Raw genomic sequence first — 16691 nt, forward strand, 5'->3', positions numbered from 1 at the left:
TTCCCACGCGCCACATCCAGGGAGTCATGTCAATGCCAGCGAACAGGCCGTACGAGGAATTCGACGTGTGCGTCGTCGGGCTGGGCTACGTCGGCGTCACCCTCGCCGCCGCTCTGCTCAGCACCGGCAGAAGCGTCCTCGGCTACGAGAACAATCCGGCGGTGGCGGAGGAACTCGCCCAGGGGCGGCTCCAGGTGGCCGAGCCGGGCGTCGAGGAGGCCGTCCGGGACGGCGTCGAGTCCGGCGCCTTCGCCGTCACGGGCGACCTCGGCGAGCGGAGACTGCCGCCCGTCGTGATCATCTGCGTCGGCACACCCATCCGGGTCGGCGGCGCCACGCCCGACCTGAGCCATCTGCGGGCCGCCACCGAGGCGATCGCGGCGGGCACCGACGACGACACCCTGGTCATCGTGCGCAGCACCGTCCCGGTACGCACCTCGCGAGACCTGGTGCTGCCCGTCCTGCGCCGCAGGACCGCCGAACCACTGCTCGCCTACTGCCCCGAGCGCACCATCCAGGGGCAGGCGCTCGCGGAGGTGCTGTCGCTGCCGCAGATCGTCGGCGGCCTGACCGACGAGGCCGGCAAGCGGGCGGCGGAGTTCTTCGCCACCCTCACCGACCAGGTGGTGCCCGTCTCCTCACTGGAGGCCGCCGAACTGGTCAAGCTGGTCTGCAACTGCCACACCGACCTGATCTACGGCTTCGGCAACGAGGTCGCTCTCCTCACCGAGAAACTCGGTCTGGACGCGCGGGAGGTCATCGACTCCGCCAACCTCGGCTACCCGAGGCCCACCCTCCACAAGCCGGGCTTCGTCGGCGGCAGTTGCTTGACCAAGGACCCCTACCTCCTCACCCACTCGGTCGCCGCGTACGGCCACACGCCGCAGATGATCACCGCCGCGCGCAGCCTCAACGAGTCCATGCCGCGCAGGGTCGGTGAACGCGTCCTGGCCGCGCTCCGGGAGCGCGGCCAGGACCCGGCCGACGCCCGGATCCTGCTCTCGGGCTTCGCCTACAAGGGCCGCCCCGAGACCGACGACCTGCGCGGCGCCCCCTACGAGCGCCTGCTGCCGTTCCTCAGGGAGCGCGTCAAGGAGATCGTCGGCCACGACTTCGTGGTGCCGTCGGCCCGCATCGAGGCGCTGGGCGTCCGCGCGGTCGACCTGACCGAGGGCTTCACCGGGGCCCACGCGGCCGTCCTCCTCAACGACCACCCCCGCTACGGAGACATCGACGCCGCGGACCTGGTGGCGCGGATGGCGGAGCCGGCCGTGGTCTACGACACCTGGCGGGTCCTCCCGCCCTCGACGAAGGCGATGAGGCTCGGCCGTGCCTAAGAAGACCCTGATCACCGGAGGGGCCGGCTTCATCGGCCTGCACCTGGCCCGCCGACTGTCCGCCACCAGCGACGTGACCTTGCTCGACGACTTCAGCAGGGGCCGGTCCGACACCGCGCTGTCCGATCTGCTCGGCCACGTCGAGCTGGTCGAACACGATCTGACCACCCCCGTGCCCGACGGGCTGCTCGCCGACGACTTCACCGAGGTCTACCACCTGGCTGCCGTGGTGGGAGTCGCCGAGTCCAACGACAACCCCCGACGGGTGCTGCGTACCAACCTGCTCACCACCGTCCACCTCCTCGACTGGCTCGCGGGGCTGACCGGCGCGACCCTCTGCTTCGCCTCGTCCAGCGAGGCGTACGCGGGCAGCGTGGAGGCCGGCCTCGCCGCCGTGCCCACCGCCGAGGACGTTCCGCTGATGCTGCCCGACCCCACCGTGGCCCGCTCCTCCTACGGTTTCAGCAAGATCGCCGGGGAGGTGCTGTGCCGCACCTACGCACGCGCCCACGGCTTCCCCCTGCGCATGGTGCGTTTCCACAACGTCTACGGCCCGCGCATGGGCTACGACCATGTGATCCCGCAGTTCGTCGAGCGGCTGCTCCGTGGTGCCGACCCCTTCGAGATCCACGGCGCCGACCAGACCCGCGCCTTCTGCCACGTCGACGACGCCGTCGACGCGATCATCGCGCTGACCGCCCTGCCGACCAAGGAACCCCTGCTCGTCAACGTCGGCAACGACGAGGAGGAGATCCGCATCAGGGACCTGGCCCGGAAGGTCTTCGACACCCTGGACCGCCACCCGGCCGTCGACGTCCACCCCGCGCCCCCGCTGTCCCCGGCCCGGCGCCTGCCCGACGTCACCCGGTTGCGCGAACTGACCGGCTACCGCTCCAAGGTCGGTCTGGACGAAGGACTGCGCCGCACCTGCGCCTGGTACGCACAGGACATCGCGGCGCGCGGAACCGGGGCGTGAGCGGCTTGCGCGTGCGATACGTCCACCGAGGCTACTTCCCGGCGCGGGCCGGCGCCGAGCTGATGACGCAGTACCTCGCCGCGACGATGAGCCGGCGCGGATGGGACGTCGGCGTGTACTCGGGCCACGTCGACCAGGACACCGCGCGGTTCATGCGGGAGACCGGCGTGAAGGTCCAGCCGTTGCCGGCCACCCCCGACGACGCCGACCCGGCGGACCTGGTCCACGCCTTCGACGCCTACCACCCGCAGGACATCGCGGTCGGCCTGCGCCTGGCACGGGCCTGGGACGTGCCGTTCGCCGTCACCCCCGCGTCCGCGCCCGAGGTCTGGCCGGACCGGGCGGCCGTACTCGACGCGTGCCGGCGCGCGGACGCCGTCTTCGCGCTTTCCGCGGCGGAGCGGGACACGCTGCGCGACGCCGGTGTCCGCGGTTCGGCCCTGCACATCATCGGCCAGGGACCGCACCTGCCCGGCACCCCCGACCCCGCCCGGTTCCGCCGCGAACACGGCATCGACGGGCCCATGGTGCTCTTCCTCGGCCGCAAGATGCGCTCGAAGGGCTACGTCACGCTCCTGGAGGCGACCCGGCTCATCTGGGAGGACCACCCGGACACCTCCTTCGTGTTCATGGGACCCCGTTGGGACGACGACTGCGCACAGCGGTTCGCGGAGTACGCCGACCCCCGCGTCATCGAACTCGACCTGGCCGACGAGGACGCCAAACACAGCGCGCTCGCCGCCTGTGAGCTGGTGTGCGTGCCCTCCACCGTCGACCTCTTCCCCCTCGTCTACGTGGAGGCGTGGGCCTGCGGCAAGCCCGTCGTCGCCTCCACCTTCCTCGGCAGCGGGGAGGTCGTCACCCACGGACGGGACGGCCTGCTCGCCCGGCCCGCCGCCGGGCCCGTCGCCGAGGCGGTCGGCCGGCTCCTCGCGCGGCCCTCGGAACGCCGCGCCATGGGGCGGTACGGCCACGACAGGGTGCGCCGAGAACTCGGCTGGGACGCGGTCGCCGACCGGGTCCACACCGTCTACCGCACGCTGATCGCCGCCCGGAAGCAAACGGAGAAGGCCCGATGAGAGCAGTGGTACTGGCCGGAGGCGAGGGACGCCGACTGCGGCCCGCCACCCTGACCGTCCCCAAACCCCTCATACCGATCGACGGCATACCGATCCTGCACATCATCCTCACGCAGCTGAAGAACGCGGGCTTCACCCGTGTGACGCTCTCCCTCGGCTACCGGGCCCACATGATCCGGGCCAGTTTCGGCGGGAACCGCTGGTCCGGACTGGAACTGGACTTCTCGCTGGAGGAGGAGCCGCTGGGCACCGCCGGTCCGCTCGCCCTGCTGCCGCCCTTCGAGGAGTCCACCCTCGTGATGAACGCGGACCTGCTCACCGACGTCGACTTCGCCGACCTGTGGTCCCACCACGGGAAGTCGCAAGCCGCCGCCACGATCGCGCTCAGCCCTCAGGAGATCGACATCGCGCACGGTGTGGTGGAACTCGACGAAGAACGGCGCGTGACCGACTTCCGCGAGAAGCCGCGGCTCACCTTCCTGGTCAGTGCCGGCATCTACGTCCTCGAACCTTCCCTGCTGCGCTTCCTGCCACCCCGGGGACGGCACGACATGCCCGCCCTGCTCGACCGTGCCCGCGCGCACGGCGAGCGCGTCGAGGGCTACGTCGTCGAGGGCGACTGGCGCGACATCGGCACACCCGAGCAACTCGACCTCGCCACCACGGCGTTCCGCGCCGACCGGGCCCGCTACCTGGGCCGGCGGGGCGCGGCCGAACGGTGCGCGGACACCGGCGCGTTCTCGAGGGCGGTGACCGGATGACGGCCTTCGACATCCCGCTGTACCGCCCCGGGTTCGGTCCCGCCGAGGTCGAGGCGGTCACGGAGGTCCTGCGCTCCGGATGGCTGTCGGCCGGACCCGTCACGGAGGACTTCGAGGGCAAGTACGCCGCCGCCCTCGGTGTCGAGTCCGCGATCGCCGTCAGCAGTGGCACCGCAGCCCTGCACCTGGCGATGCTGGCCCTGGACATCGGCCCGGGCGACGAGGTGGTGCTGCCCTCGCTGAACTTCGTGTCGGCCGCCGCGACCGTCGCCCTGTCCGGCGCGACCCCCGTGTTCGCCGACATCGGGGGCCCGCACGACCTGTGCCTCGCCCCCGAGGACGCCGCCGGCCGCATCACCCCGCGCACCCGGGCGATCGTCGCCATGCACTACGGCGGGCACGCCGCCGACCTCACGGCTCTCTCCCGGCTGGCCCGCGCCCATGGGCTGGCCCTGATCGAGGACTGCGCCCACGCCCCCGTCACCGACTCGGTCCACGGGATGCTCGGCACGGTCGGCGACATCGGCTGCTACAGCTTCTTCGCCACCAAGAACCTGGCCATGGGCGAGGGCGGCATGGTGATCGCCCGCGACCCCGCCCTGCGCGAGCGGATCAGACGGCTGCGCTCGCACGCCCTCACCGTCAGCGCCAAGCAGCGCCACCGCGGTGGGCCCTCCGGCTACGACGTCGACGGCCTCGGCCTCAACTACCGGTCCACGGAGATCGCCTGCGCCATCGGACGTGTCCAGCTCGACGCCCTGCCCGCCGCGCAGGCCCGCCGCCGGGAAGCGGTCCTCGGATACCGAGAGCAGCTGGCCGGGCTCCCCGGACTCACCGTGCCGTTCGCCGCCCGGCCGGTGGAGGAGGGCGCCCACCACCTCTTCGCGGTGCTGCTGCCCGCAGGCGCCGACCGTGAGGCGCTGCAGGACCGGCTGCGCGCGGCACGGGTGCAGAGCGGGGTGCACTATCCGCCCACTCACCTGTTCACCGCCTACCGGGAACGCTACGGCCTCGGACCGGGTCTGCTGCCGGTGACCGAGGACGTGATGGCCCGCCAGCTCTCCCTGCCGCTGTACCCGGACCTCGGGGAGGCCGGGGTCGGACGGGTCGCGGAGGCGGTGAGCGCCGCATGGCGCCCGTGAGCGGAGGCCGCGTCACCCTCGTCGACGGTGTCCCGCACCGCGACGGGCGGCCCTTCACCAGCGTCGGCGTCAACTACCACCCCTCGACCACCGGATGCGACTACTGGCGGGAGTGGGACGGCGCCCGCATCGACGACGACTTCCGCCGCATGGCCGCGGTGGGTGTCGACACCGTGCGGTTCTTCGTCTTCTGGGCCGACTTCGAGCCCGAGGAGGGCCTCTACGACCCGGTGATGACGGACCGGTTGCGGGAACTGGCCAAGACCGCCGACCGTCACGGCCTGTTCTGCCTTCCCTCCCTGCTCACCATCTGGATGAACGGCCAGCGCTTCGACCCGCCGTGGCGCGGCGGCCGGGACCTGTGGCGTGACGCGGACCTGGTCGAGCGTCAGCGGGCCTTCGCCCACCACATCGCCACCGCACTGCGGGACGCGCCGAACGTCCTGGCGTACGACCTCGGAGACGAGATCATCCACGCGGACTCCGCGTCGTCCGCGGCGCTGGACGCGGACGAGGTCCGTGCGTGGTGGGGGAGGCTCGCGGACGCGATCCGCGCCGCCGACCCCGCCGCCCTGGTCCTCCAGGCCAACGAGGCGTCCGCGGTCCTCGGCGGCCACGCCTTCCGCCCGGAGCACGCCCGGCCGCTGGACCTGCTGGGACTGCACGGCTTCCCGGTGTGGACGCCGTTCCACATCGAGTCCGTCGCCGCCCACAAGGCCACCGCGTTCGTGCCCTACCTCGTGCGGCGCGGCAGCGCCCACCGGCCCGTGTACGTCGACGAGCTGGGCAGTTACGGCTGCGACGAGGCGACGGCGGCGGGCTATCTGCGGGCCGCGGCCCACTCCGCCTTCGCGGCCGGAGCCGTCGGCACGGCCGTGTGGTGCTGGCAGGACTTCACCACCGACCGCAGGCCGTACGCCCTGCGGCCCAACGAGCGGCGCGTCGGCCTGCTGGCCGCGGACGGCCGCGAGAAGCCCGTCCTGGCCGAGTACCGGGCGTTCGCCCGGCGCGTCACCGGTGAGCTGGCCGGATTCCGGCCCCTGCCCGCCCCGGTGGGCGTCTTCGTTCCCGGGCACGAGCCCGAGGACGGCGCCGGCTATCTGACCCCGTCGGGCAGCGACGCCCCCGCCCCCTTCTACGCCCATCTGCTCCTCCAGCAGGCACACCTGCCCTACGAGTTCACCCACCGTGACGCGGAGCTGGAGCGCCACGCCCTGCTGATCTGCCCTTCGGTTCGGCAGCTCTCGCTGCCCGACCGCCGCCGACTGGAGCGGTACGTCACCTCCGGCGGCGTACTGCTCTACTCCACGGGCAGCCTGCTGGACGGCGCCGGCGACGAGGAGCTGTTCGGCATCCGGGTCCGCGACTTCACCCTGGCCGCCGGCACCCACGCCGGCTTCACCTGGGCGGGCGAGCACTACCCGCTGCACTGGGAGCCCGGTCCCGTTCCGGTGATCGACGCGGTGGGCGCCGAGGTGCTCGCCGCGTTCGCCGACGGCTCGCCCGCGCTGACCCGCCACCGTCTGGGCGAGGGGACCGCCCACTACCTCAACGCCCCGCTGGAGGCCCAGCTCAACGCCCCCTTTCGTCTTCAGGAGGCGTCCTGGCACCGGCTGTACGCGGCCCTGGCCGAGGCGGCGGGCGTACGCGCGCCGCTGACCGTCGACGACCCGGTCGTCGAGACGACCGTGCTCGGCCGCGGCGCCGAACGCTGCGCTGTGGTGATCAACCACTCGCCCGAGCCGGTGCGGACGACCGTGCGGCGCCCGACCGCGGACGGCACCCCGCAGGCCACGGAGCAGCTGTCGCTGGAGCCCAAGGGCATCCGCCTGCTGTTCTGGCGCGACGGGGCCACGGACCAGGCACCGGACCACCCGGGCCACCGGTCACGGTCCGAGGAGCGACGCTCGTGATCATCGACGCGCATGTGCACGCGGGGGAGTACTACCGCCACTACTCGGCCCGGTTCGCCGCGCAGATGACCGCTACGACCGGCATGCCACCCGAGGCGCTGTCCGCGCCGGAGGCGAAGCTGCTCGCCGAGATGGACGCGGCGGGCGTCGACCGGGTCGTGCTGCTCGCTTTCGACGTGCGGCGTGTCGAGGGCTTCTCGGTACCCAACGAGTTCGTCGCCGAGCTGTGTGCCCGCCACCCCGACCGGTTCACCGGCTTCGCCTCCGTGGACGCGGGCACCCCGGGCGCGGCCGCGCGCCTGCGCCACGCCGTGACGGCCCTGGGACTGAGCGGACTGAAGACCGCCCCCTGCTACCTGCGCATGTCCCCGGCGGACCGCCGCTGGTACGACGTCTACGAGACCGCCCAGGACCTCGGCATCCCGGTCCTGATGCACACCGGGTACACCCCCTCCCGGAACGCCGACCCCCGCTACTTCTCCCCGCTGCTCGTGGAGCAGGTGGCCAAGGACTTCCCCGGCCTCACGGTGATCCTCGCCCACCTCGGCACCCCCTGGACCCGGCAGTGCGTCGACCTGCTCGCCCGCCGTCCCCGCCTCTACGCGGACCTGTCCATCTTCGGCTCGTACCAGCCGCCCGCGACCGTGGCCTCGGCACTGGCGTACGCCCGTGACAGCGGCGTCCTGGACCGCCTGCTGTGGGGGACCGACTTCCCCTTCGCCTCCATGACCGGATCCGTGGCCAGGATGGCGCGGTTGGCCCACGACCACGCGTTGTGGCCGCCGGGCGGCGCCCCGCTCTCACCGCCGGAGTACCACGCCCTCATGGGCGGCACGGCCGAGCGGCTGCTCGCCCGCACCGCCCTCCCGAGCCATTCCGACTTCCCGCCCGAACCGACGAGTTGAGGTGCGATGTCCTTCGTCCACGGCCACGAGTTCGACGCCATGTCGCGTCGCCCCCTGTACGGCGACGTGACCCAGCGTCTCGTCGACATCTGCGAGGCACCCGCCGGCGGCGTCGTCGCCGACGTCGGCTGCGGCTCCGGCCTCGCCACCGAACTGTTCCTCGCCCGCGCCGCGCACGTCGGCGCGGTCATCGGTATCGACCCCTCGGAACACGAACTCGCCATCGCCCGCACACGACTGCGCGACCCCAAGGTGCGCTTCGTACAGGGACGCGCTCAGGACGTCGAGTCCCTGACCGGACCCGTGGACGTCGCCGTCCTCAGCAACGTGATGCACCAGATACCGGCGGCGGAGCGCGGCGCCGTGGTCGAGGGCTGTCACCGGCTGCTCGCGCCGGGTGGGCGATGCGCCCTGAACACCTTGTTCTACGAGGGGGCCGTCCTGCCCGAGACCCGGCCCTTCTACGCCCACTGGCTGCGTGCCACGCGGGAGGTCCTGCGTGCGGCGGGCAGCGACCTCGTGGTCACCCGGACCAAGCCGGTGGCGATGCAGACACTCACCCCCCAGCAGCACGAGGAGCTGTTCGCGGCCGCGGGATTCTCCCGGGTCACGTCGGAGGAGGCGGTGTACGCCTGGACGCTCCAGGACTGGGAGGCCCTGTGCCGGTACTCGGTGTTCATCGAGGGCGCGACCGGGATCGACGATCCGGCCCTCGGTTCCGCGGCGCTGGCCGAGGGACTGCGGACCACCTTCGAGCGGCTGGAGCTGACCGAGGTGCCCCGCCGCTGGCTCTTCGCATGGGGCGTCAAGTAACCCGGGACGAGGGGGAGGTGCGCATGAGGAACAGGACCGGGACGCCTGAGCGCGCCGCGTCACGGGACGGCGCCGGCCTCCCCCTGTCGTACGCCCAGCAGGGCATGTGGTTCCTGGAGCGCCGCGCCGGCACGACCCGGTACGCCGACCCCATGACCTTCCGCCTCACCGGCGGACTGGACGTGACGGCGCTGCGGGAGAGCATCGAAGAACTCGTCCGCCGCCACGAGGCGCTGCGCACGTGTTTTCCCGTCGTCGACGGCAGGCCCGTCCAGGTTGTGGCCCCGGACCTCCCTGTACCGCTGCCCCTGACCGACCTCACCGCGCTTCCCGCGGCGGAACGCGAGGACGCCGCGGCCCGGTTCCTGGCCGAGGACCTGCGCCGCGGGTTCGACCTGGCCCACGGCCCCCTGGTACGGGCGGTGCTGCTCAGACTGGCCCCGCGTGAGCACATCGTCCGGATCACCCTGCACCATCTGGTCTCCGACGCCTGGTCCTGGTGGGCGGTGCTTCTGAGGGAACTGGAACGGCTCTACGCGGCACGGCTGGTCGGGCAGCCCTCCCCCCTGCCGCCCGTGCCCACCCAGTACGCGGACTTCGCGCGCTGGCAGCACGCCTGGCTCACGGGGCCGGCCTACCCCGGACACCTCGCCTACTGGCGACAGGCGCTGGCGGACGTGACCCCCTTGCCCACGCTCAGCTTGGCCCGTCCCGCGCCGTCGAGGGACGCACGGCCTCCGCGGACGAGGTGGCTGACCTTCCCGCAGCCCCTGTACGACCGGCTGCGGGCCACCGCCCGCCGTGAGCGCGCCACCGTGTTCATGCTGCTGCTCGCCGCGTTCACCCGGGTGCTGCGCCGGTACGTGGACACGGACGACATCCTCGTCGCCACCCGGGGCGGGTTCCGTACCCGGGCCGAGTTCGAGAAGGCCGTCGGCTTCTTCGTGAACATGCTGCCCGTGCGGACCAGGGTGACGGAGGACGGAGCGTTCCGTGACCTGCTGCACCAGGTCCGCCGCAACCTGCTCGGCGTGTATGCCCACCGTGACGTGCCCTTCGAGCGGCTCACCGCCGACCTGGGGCTGTGGCGGCCCGGGTTCCGGCCGGTGATCAGCGTGTGCGTCTCCTTCCAGACCACGCCGGAGGTGCCGCCCGCGCTGGAAGGGCTCGACGTGACACTCGTCGACCACGATCCCTTCTCGCCCTACCCCCTGGACCTGGGCTTCTACGAGGACGCAGGCAGGCTGCGGGCCCTGCTGACCCATCACCCCGACCAGTACGACGACACCGTCGCCGGCCGTCTGCTCGACGACCTGAGCCAGGTGCTCGACGCCGCCTGCCGCGAACCGGAGGACACATGAGAGCGCTGCAGTGGCACGGCACCCGCCGGGTGGCCGTTGCCGACGACCTGCCCGTGCCCCGGATCGAGGACCCGAGGGACGCCGTCGTCCGTGTCGTTCGCAGTGCGATCTGCGGCACCGACCTCCACCCGTACCGCGGCGAGATCGCCGGCTTCACGCCGGGCACGGTCACCGGCCACGAGTTCACCGGCGTGGTCGAGGCCGTCGGACCCGAGGTGCACGGCCTGCGGACCGGCGACCGGGTCGTCGCGTCGGACATCATCGCGTGCGGCCGGTGCCGGTCCTGCCACGACGGCTGGCACTACCAGTGCGACCGGGTCGGCCTGTTCGGCTACGACACCGTAGTGGGAGCCCGGGCATACGCGGGAGGGCACGCCGAGTACGTGCGGGTGCCCTTCGCCGACGTGGTCCTGTTCCCGATCCCTGACGACGTCGGTGACGAACGCGCGCTGTTCATCGGCGACGTCCTCGCCACCGGCTACGCGTGCGCCGTGGGCGCCGGGGTGCGGCCGGGGGACACGGTCGCCGTGGTGGGCTGCGGTCCCGTGGGCCTGCTCGCCCTGGAGGCCGCCTGGACGCTGGGCGCGGCCCGGGTGCTCGCCGTCGACCCGCTGGAGGGCCGGCGCCGACGGGCCGCCGAACGCGGCGCCCACCCGGTGCCCGGCGGGCCCGACGCCGCCCGGGAGATCGCCGACCTGACCGACGGGCGTGGCGCGGACGCCGTACTGGAGGCCGTCGGCACGGACGACGCGCTGCTGACCGCGCTGCACGCGGTCCGGCCCCGCGGGGTGGTGTGCGCCGTGGGTGCCCACGCCTCCGACGCCATGCCCCTGCCGACACGACTCGCGTTCGCCAAGGAGGTCACGGTGCGCTTCGCCGTCGGCGACCCGATCAGCGACCGTGAGCCGCTGATGAACCTGGTGCGGGGCGGCCGGATCGATCCCACCTTCGTCGTCTCACACCGGATGCCGCTGGCCGAGGCCCCGGAGGCGTTCCGGTTGTTCGACTCCGGGGCGGTCGGCAAGGTGGTGTTGATCCCGTGAGCCTCTCCACCACCGCCCCCGCGGCGGACGGGGGCACGGCCCGTTCCCGGGACCGCTGCGCGCACGAGGAGGTGGAGCGGCACGCCCGCGACGCGCCGGACGCCTTCGCCCTGCTCTGCGGCGACCGGCGGCTCAGCTACGCGGAACTCGACCGCCGCGCCGCCCGGTTGGCCGCGCGCCTGCGCCGCCTCGGCGTCGGCCCCGACGTGCCCGTGGGCCTGCACCTGACCCGCTCCGTCGAACTGGCCGTGGCGGTACTCGCCGTGCTCAAGGCAGGCGGGGCGTGCCTGCTCCTGGACCCCACCCATCCGCGCGAGCGGCAAAGGCTCGCCCTGGAGGACAGCGGTGCCCCGGTCGTCCTGGCCCAGCGACGGCCGGCCTTCGACGCCACGGCGTACCCGGGAACCGTCCTGTGCCTGGACGGTGCGGGGGAGGGCGACGGAGGGGACGGGAGCGGCCAGGAGGGCACCGCCGTGCCCCGTCCGCGGAACCTGGCGTGGATCGCCTACACCTCCGGGTCGACCGGGACGCCCAAGGGCGTCGCGCTCGAACACGGCCCGCTCGCCAACCTGGCCCGGCAGATCGCGCTGCGCCTGGACCTGGGGCCGGGCGACCGCGTCCTGCAGTTCGCCTCCGTCGGCTTCTCGGTGGCCGCCGAGGAGATGCTCGCCACCTGGGCCGCCGGGGCCTGTCTGGTGATGGATCCTGACGAGGCGCTCGCGGACAGCGCCCGGCTGACCGCCGCCGTGGAGCGATACGGCGTCACCGTCCTGCAGCTCACTCCCGCGTACTGGTACGAGTGGCTGCGGGAACTCGACGACGACGGCACCCCACGCCCACCCGCCTCGCTGCGGCTGCTCGTCGTGGGCAGCGAGCAGGTCTCCGTCCACCGCGTCGCGGACTGGCTGCCCACGGGGGTGCGCCTGGTACAGGAGTACGGCGCGACGGAGGGCACCGTCTCCCAACTCCTGTACGAGGCGCCCCACGACGCCGTGCAGGTGGGGAACTGGCCCCGGCTGCCCATCGGCACCCCGCTGGCCGGCGTGCGGGTGCGGCTGCTCGACGAGCGTCTGCGCCCGGTACCGGACGGCCGGACCGGCGAGCTGTACCTCGCCGGTGACTGCCTGGCGCGCGGATACCTGAAACGGCCCCAAGCGACCGCGCAACGCTTCCTGCCCGACCCGTACGCCGACCGGCCGGGCGACCGGATGTACCGCACCGGCGATCTCGTACGCCGCCGGGACGACGGTGTGCTGGAGTTCCTCGGACGTGCCGACCACCAGATCAAACTCCACGGTGTGCGCATCGAACCCGGTGAGGTGGAGTCGGCGATCGGCACGTATCCGGGCGTCATCGCGAGCGCCGTGTTCGTGCGCACGACGGCGGCCGGAACGCGGCAGCTGTGCGCCTGCGTGGTCTGGGAGGACGGCGACGATCCGGTGGGCCTGCGCGCCCACCTCGCGGCCGTCCTGCCCCGGGCATCGGTGCCGGCGCGCCTCTTTCCGGTCGCGGACCTCCCGCTCAATCCCAACGGCAAGGTCGACCGCCGCGCCCTGCCGCACCTCCCCCTCGACGAGCAACCGGACCCGCCGCACGGCGCCGTGCCACACACCGCGCTGGAGGCGGCCGTTGCCGGAGTGTGCGCGATGGCCCTCGGCCTTCCCCTGGTCGGTCCCGACGACGACTTCTTCGCCCTCGGCGGCGATTCCCTCACGGCCACCCGTATCGCGGCCGGTCTGCGGGAGGCGCTTGCCCTGGACGTACGCCAGCGCACGGTGTTCGACGCGCCGACGGCGCGGGCGCTGGCACGCGTCGCCGCGGATCTGCGTCGCGCGGGCGACGCCGAGGCCACGGCGGACCCGGGCGCGGGTCCCGGCACGCGCGGGGAGGGTGGCGCGGACACGGAACCGGAGAGCGTGCCCCTCACCTCCTCCCAACTGCGCATGTGGCTCCAGTACCGGATGGTGCCGACGAGCGCCGCCTACAACGAACCGGTGGTCCTGCGCCTCAGGGGCGAGCTGGTGCCGTCCGCTCTGGAGCACGCGCTCCGGCAGGTCGTCCGGCGGCACGGGGCGTTGCGCGTCACCATCGGAACGGAGGACGGACACCCCGTGCAGCGCGTGGCCCCGCCCGGCGCCGCCGTCCTCCCGCTGCGGATCACCGACCTGTCCGACGCCCCGGGGCAGGAGGCGGGCCGGGTCCTCACCGAACGGGCCACCGCCCCCTTCGACCTGGCCCGGGGCCCCCTGGTGCGAGCGGACCTGCTGCGCACCGGCCCGACCGACCACCTCCTGGCGCTGGTGTTCCACCACATCGTCTTCGACGGCTGGTCGATCGATGTCCTCTTCCGGGAACTGCCGGAGTTCTATCGGGAGGCCCTGACCGGAGTGCCGGCACGGCTGCCGTCCCTGCCGGTCTCCTACGCCGCGTACGCGTCCCGGCAGGCCGCGCCGGACCCGGTCGCGACAGACGGACAACTCACCTACTGGAAGGGCGTGCTGGACGGCGCTCCGGCCCGGACGGCACTGTCGCCCACACGTGACGCGGCAGGACCGCCCTCGGCGGGACTGGCCTGCCCGTTCTCCGTCGGCTCCGGCGTCGCGGCACGCCTGCGGGAGCTGGCCGCGAGTGAGCGCGCCACGACCTACACGGTGCTGCTCGCCGGCTTCCTGGCGTTCGTCCACCGGGAGAGCGGGGCCCGTGACCTGGTCGTGGGCTCCCTCGTGTCGGGCCGTGGCCGGCCGGAGTCCGCCGGGATGATCGGCCTGTTCACCAACACGGTGGCCTTGCGGGTGCGCCTCACTCCGCGCATCACGTTCCGGCGGTTGCTGCGCCGGACCAGGGAGGTGGTGTACGGGGCGCTGGAGCACCAGGACGTCCCCTTCGACCGCGTTGTGCGGGAGCTCCGGCCCGCCCGCGACCGGCAGCGCACCCCGCTGTTCCAGCTGATGTTCTCCTACGGCGGCCTCTCGGTGCGCGCGCCCGAGCTCCCCGGTCTGGTCGCGGAGCCCGTGCGGGTCGACACCGGCTCGGCGAAGTTCGACGTCACCGTGATGCTCGAGGAGGACGCGGACGGCGGCTTCGCGGGCGTCCTCGAGTACGACCTGGCCCGCTACGACGAGGCGACCGCCGGCCGCCTCACCTCGGCGTTCCCCCCGCTGCTCGCCGCGCTGGCCGAGCGGCCCGAGACCGAGCTATGAGGAACTGATGAGCCCCTGCCCCGACGACCGGACCCTTACGGCGACCCATGGAGGAACTGTGACGGACAATGCGGACAAGGCGAATATGGCAGACATGGCGAGGACCCACGTCTCCGCCACCCTGACGGACCGAGAGGCCCGGCATCTGACGGGTGACGCGGAAGCGGCGGCGGAGGTGGTGCGCGGGATCTGGGCGGAGGTGCTGGAGGCGGACGCCGAGGCGATCGACGTGCACCACGGTGACTTCTTCGAACTCGGCGGATACTCGCTGCTAGCCCTTCAAGCCATAGGCAGGATCCTGGCGGAGTACGGGGTCGGCGAAGTGGAGTCGGTGGAATGGGAGGGAGAACTCCTCAACCGTCTCTTCGAGAACGCCACTCCCATGGGCCAGGCCGAGTTCCTGGCGGAGAAGGGCTACGGCAGGCCGAACGGAACCCGCTGACCGGCACGGCATCCGGCCGGGGCGTCCGGCGCCCCGGCCGAGTGCCCTTCACTGCCGCCGACGGGGGGCGCGGACGGTGCCGCCGCCGGCCGCCGGGCTGATCCGCCCGGAGGCCGGGAGCCACCGCAGCGCCGCCCGACCGTCATCACGGGCATGATCGGCGCCGACCTTCTCGTGGCAGCCAGGGTGGCCATGGCAGGGCCGTCACGCGGGCGAGTGCGGGTCGCGGGGGACGGGGACCGGTTCCGGCTCCAGGGGCGGGACTGTACGGGGCACCCGCGCCGAGTCGGCCCTCCCGACCGCCTCAGTGGCTGTGCGGTCGGAGCCAGTTCGGTCGGTGCGGGGCGGGGCCGCGCCGGTCCGGCGCACCGTCCCCCGTTCCGGCTCCGCCGTCCATGCGGCCGGCCAGTTCGTCGCGCTCGGCGGTGGCCCGCCGGGCGGTCTCCCTCTCCCCGCGGCGCTTCTTGCCGCGATGGCGCGCCAGCGCCGTTCCGGCGAGCAGCATCCACATGCCCAGGCCGAAGATCAGGGTCAGGGCGATGCCGCCGAGGAACGCCCCGAGTGTGCTGACCGTGAACGGCTGGCTGCCCAGCAGTGTCACCGTGTAGTCCGGACCGCCGGACAGGTTGTACGCGATCAGTAGTCCCGCGAAAGCGGCGGCGCCCGCCATGAGCAGGAGTCCCAGCACCAGCATGGTTCTCACCTCGTCACATGAGGGATGGGCTCCCGCACCGGGTTACCAGGAGAAAAACGGCAAAACGTGCGGATCGCCCACCGATGTGCCGAGCCCGGCGCCGCGACCGGACCCGCCGGCGCCCGGTCCTGCCCGGGCTCCGGCGGGTCGGTCCTACGGGTCGGTCCTGCGGGTGTCAGGCGCCGATGCCGTAGAGGACGAACTCCTCCCAGGAGCCTGTGGGCTCGGCGGAGCGGGCGCGCAGCGCGTACTGGAGCGAACCGGTGTAGCCGTTCTCCATGGTGACGAACAGTCCGTTCAGTGTGGACTGGAGGGCCCAGCGGTCCAGGGTCTCGTTGTAGTACACGATGAACCGCTCCCAGCCGCCGACGCTCGTGGAGCGGGCCCGCAGCACGTTCTGCGCGCTGCCGGTGTAGTTCTTCTCCACCGCCACGTAGCGGTCGTTCGCCAGGGACTTCAGGGCGTAGGTCTCGGTGGCCTCGTCCCACTCGAAGGAGAAGCCCTCCCAGGAGCCGCCGAACTCGGCCGAACGGGCGCGCAGCACACCGGTGTTCGGGGCGGCGTAGTTCGCCTCGGTGGCCACGAACCGGCCGTTGCGGACGGACTGCATCGCCAGCAGCTCGGGCTCCGCGGCCGCTTCCGCGGCGAGTTCCCCGGCGAGGGGGGCCTTCCGGGCGGCCGTCTCCTCGGTGATCCGAGCCAGACCGGCGGCGTCCACCACCTCCCAGCCGGCGGGCGCGGCGACCGGCCGGTCGGCTTCCGGGGCCGCCCCGGCCGCGGGAGCGACCAGTGCGGAGGTCGCCAGCACGGCGCTCAGGGACAGCAGGACGGAGGTCATGCGTCTCACAGTATTTCCTCAGCTTTCCTCAAACGGATACCGGGGCGGCGGGCAAAAGGCCCGCGACGGATTCACGGTTGCCTTCGCGGGGCTTTCGCGGCAGGAACGGAAAAGGCCGCTGCACACGAAATGAATTGAGCCCCCGGCGACGAGATCCCCCGAATTTCTCCGCACCCCCCGAAACTGC

Annotated in this window: 14 protein-coding genes; 12 read left to right on the forward strand and 2 right to left on the reverse strand. The window is 72.8% G+C overall.

The window, feature by feature from the left end:
• Window positions 1-32: 32 nt before the first annotated feature.
• The 12 genes from ACZ6EG_RS19795 (at window position 33) to ACZ6EG_RS19850 (ending at window position 14972) form a co-directional block, all read left to right on the forward strand.
• A complete protein-coding gene (locus ACZ6EG_RS19795) occupies window positions 33-1337 on the forward strand; it encodes a nucleotide sugar dehydrogenase (protein ID WP_391972248.1) in 1305 nt (434 codons plus the stop codon).
• Entirely contained in the window at window positions 1330-2313 is a 984-nt protein-coding gene (locus tag ACZ6EG_RS19800) for an NAD-dependent epimerase/dehydratase family protein (protein ID WP_469606115.1), read from the forward strand. The genes ACZ6EG_RS19795 and ACZ6EG_RS19800 overlap by 8 nt, the downstream gene beginning before the upstream one ends.
• A complete protein-coding gene (locus tag ACZ6EG_RS19805; protein ID WP_391972246.1) occupies window positions 2310-3392 on the forward strand; it encodes a glycosyltransferase family 4 protein in 1083 nt (360 codons plus the stop codon). Before ACZ6EG_RS19800 ends, ACZ6EG_RS19805 begins: the two co-directional genes overlap by 4 nt.
• Window positions 3389-4153 carry a nucleotidyltransferase family protein gene (locus ACZ6EG_RS19810; RefSeq protein WP_391972245.1) on the forward strand — a complete coding sequence of 255 codons (765 nt, stop codon included), beginning with the start codon at window positions 3389-3391 and terminating at the stop codon, window positions 4151-4153. The genes ACZ6EG_RS19805 and ACZ6EG_RS19810 overlap by 4 nt, the downstream gene beginning before the upstream one ends.
• Window positions 4150-5295 (forward strand): DegT/DnrJ/EryC1/StrS family aminotransferase, encoded by a 1146-nt coding sequence (locus ACZ6EG_RS19815; RefSeq protein WP_391972244.1) that lies wholly within the window; start codon window positions 4150-4152, stop codon window positions 5293-5295. Before ACZ6EG_RS19810 ends, ACZ6EG_RS19815 begins: the two co-directional genes overlap by 4 nt.
• Complete coding sequence (locus tag ACZ6EG_RS19820) at window positions 5283-7208, forward strand: beta-galactosidase trimerization domain-containing protein (protein ID WP_391972243.1); 1926 nt, start codon at window positions 5283-5285, stop codon at window positions 7206-7208. The genes ACZ6EG_RS19815 and ACZ6EG_RS19820 overlap by 13 nt, the downstream gene beginning before the upstream one ends.
• Complete coding sequence (locus tag ACZ6EG_RS19825; RefSeq protein ID WP_391972242.1) at window positions 7205-8113, forward strand: amidohydrolase family protein; 909 nt, start codon at window positions 7205-7207, stop codon at window positions 8111-8113. Before ACZ6EG_RS19820 ends, ACZ6EG_RS19825 begins: the two co-directional genes overlap by 4 nt.
• 6 nt (window positions 8114-8119) lie before the next feature.
• On the forward strand, window positions 8120-8926 hold the full coding sequence (locus tag ACZ6EG_RS19830; protein WP_391972241.1) for a class I SAM-dependent methyltransferase: 807 nt from the start codon (window positions 8120-8122) through the stop codon (window positions 8924-8926).
• 23 nt (window positions 8927-8949) lie between these two features.
• Window positions 8950-10287 (forward strand): condensation domain-containing protein, encoded by a 1338-nt coding sequence (locus ACZ6EG_RS19835; RefSeq protein WP_469606122.1) that lies wholly within the window; start codon window positions 8950-8952, stop codon window positions 10285-10287.
• Window positions 10284-11330, forward strand: coding sequence for an alcohol dehydrogenase family protein (locus tag ACZ6EG_RS19840; RefSeq protein ID WP_469606124.1), 1047 nt, complete (start codon window positions 10284-10286; stop codon window positions 11328-11330). Before ACZ6EG_RS19835 ends, ACZ6EG_RS19840 begins: the two co-directional genes overlap by 4 nt.
• Entirely contained in the window at window positions 11327-14530 is a 3204-nt protein-coding gene (locus ACZ6EG_RS19845; RefSeq protein WP_469606127.1) for an amino acid adenylation domain-containing protein, read from the forward strand. Before ACZ6EG_RS19840 ends, ACZ6EG_RS19845 begins: the two co-directional genes overlap by 4 nt.
• Window positions 14531-14624: 94 nt before the next feature.
• Complete coding sequence (locus tag ACZ6EG_RS19850) at window positions 14625-14972, forward strand: acyl carrier protein (RefSeq protein WP_391972237.1); 348 nt, start codon at window positions 14625-14627, stop codon at window positions 14970-14972.
• Window positions 14973-15276: 304 nt separating this feature from the next.
• On the opposite strand, the gene ACZ6EG_RS19855 is transcribed toward ACZ6EG_RS19850, so the two are convergent.
• Both ACZ6EG_RS19855 and ACZ6EG_RS19860 read right to left on the reverse strand, forming a co-directional pair.
• Window positions 15277-15666: a hypothetical protein gene (locus ACZ6EG_RS19855; RefSeq protein WP_391972236.1), complete on the reverse strand. Its 390-nt coding sequence runs from the start codon at window positions 15664-15666 to the stop codon at window positions 15277-15279.
• A 175-nt stretch (window positions 15667-15841) separates the two neighbouring features.
• Window positions 15842-16504 (reverse strand): fascin domain-containing protein, encoded by a 663-nt coding sequence (locus ACZ6EG_RS19860; protein WP_469606132.1) that lies wholly within the window; start codon window positions 16502-16504, stop codon window positions 15842-15844.
• Window positions 16505-16691: the final 187 nt, after the last annotated feature.

Source organism: Streptomyces sp. NPDC041968, assembly GCF_055589025.1.

Bases quoted from the DNA above. Each gene is read 5' to 3' on its own strand.
- ACZ6EG_RS19795 (WP_391972248.1), top strand. From the start codon at position 33: ATGCCAGCGAACAGGCCGTACGAGGAATTCGACGTGTGCGTCGTCGGG.
- ACZ6EG_RS19835 (WP_469606122.1), top strand. From the start codon at position 8,950: ATGAGGAACAGGACCGGGACGCCTGAGCGCGCCGCGTCACGGGACGGC.
- ACZ6EG_RS19855 (WP_391972236.1), bottom strand. From the start codon at position 15,666: ATGCTGGTGCTGGGACTCCTGCTCATGGCGGGCGCCGCCGCTTTCGCG.
- ACZ6EG_RS19860 (WP_469606132.1), bottom strand. From the start codon at position 16,504: ATGACCTCCGTCCTGCTGTCCCTGAGCGCCGTGCTGGCGACCTCCGCA.
- ACZ6EG_RS19815 (WP_391972244.1), top strand. From the start codon at position 4,150: ATGACGGCCTTCGACATCCCGCTGTACCGCCCCGGGTTCGGTCCCGCC.
- ACZ6EG_RS19820 (WP_391972243.1), top strand. From the start codon at position 5,283: ATGGCGCCCGTGAGCGGAGGCCGCGTCACCCTCGTCGACGGTGTCCCG.
- ACZ6EG_RS19840 (WP_469606124.1), top strand. From the start codon at position 10,284: ATGAGAGCGCTGCAGTGGCACGGCACCCGCCGGGTGGCCGTTGCCGAC.
- ACZ6EG_RS19810 (WP_391972245.1), top strand. From the start codon at position 3,389: ATGAGAGCAGTGGTACTGGCCGGAGGCGAGGGACGCCGACTGCGGCCC.
- ACZ6EG_RS19830 (WP_391972241.1), top strand. From the start codon at position 8,120: ATGTCCTTCGTCCACGGCCACGAGTTCGACGCCATGTCGCGTCGCCCC.
- ACZ6EG_RS19850 (WP_391972237.1), top strand. From the start codon at position 14,625: ATGGCGAGGACCCACGTCTCCGCCACCCTGACGGACCGAGAGGCCCGG.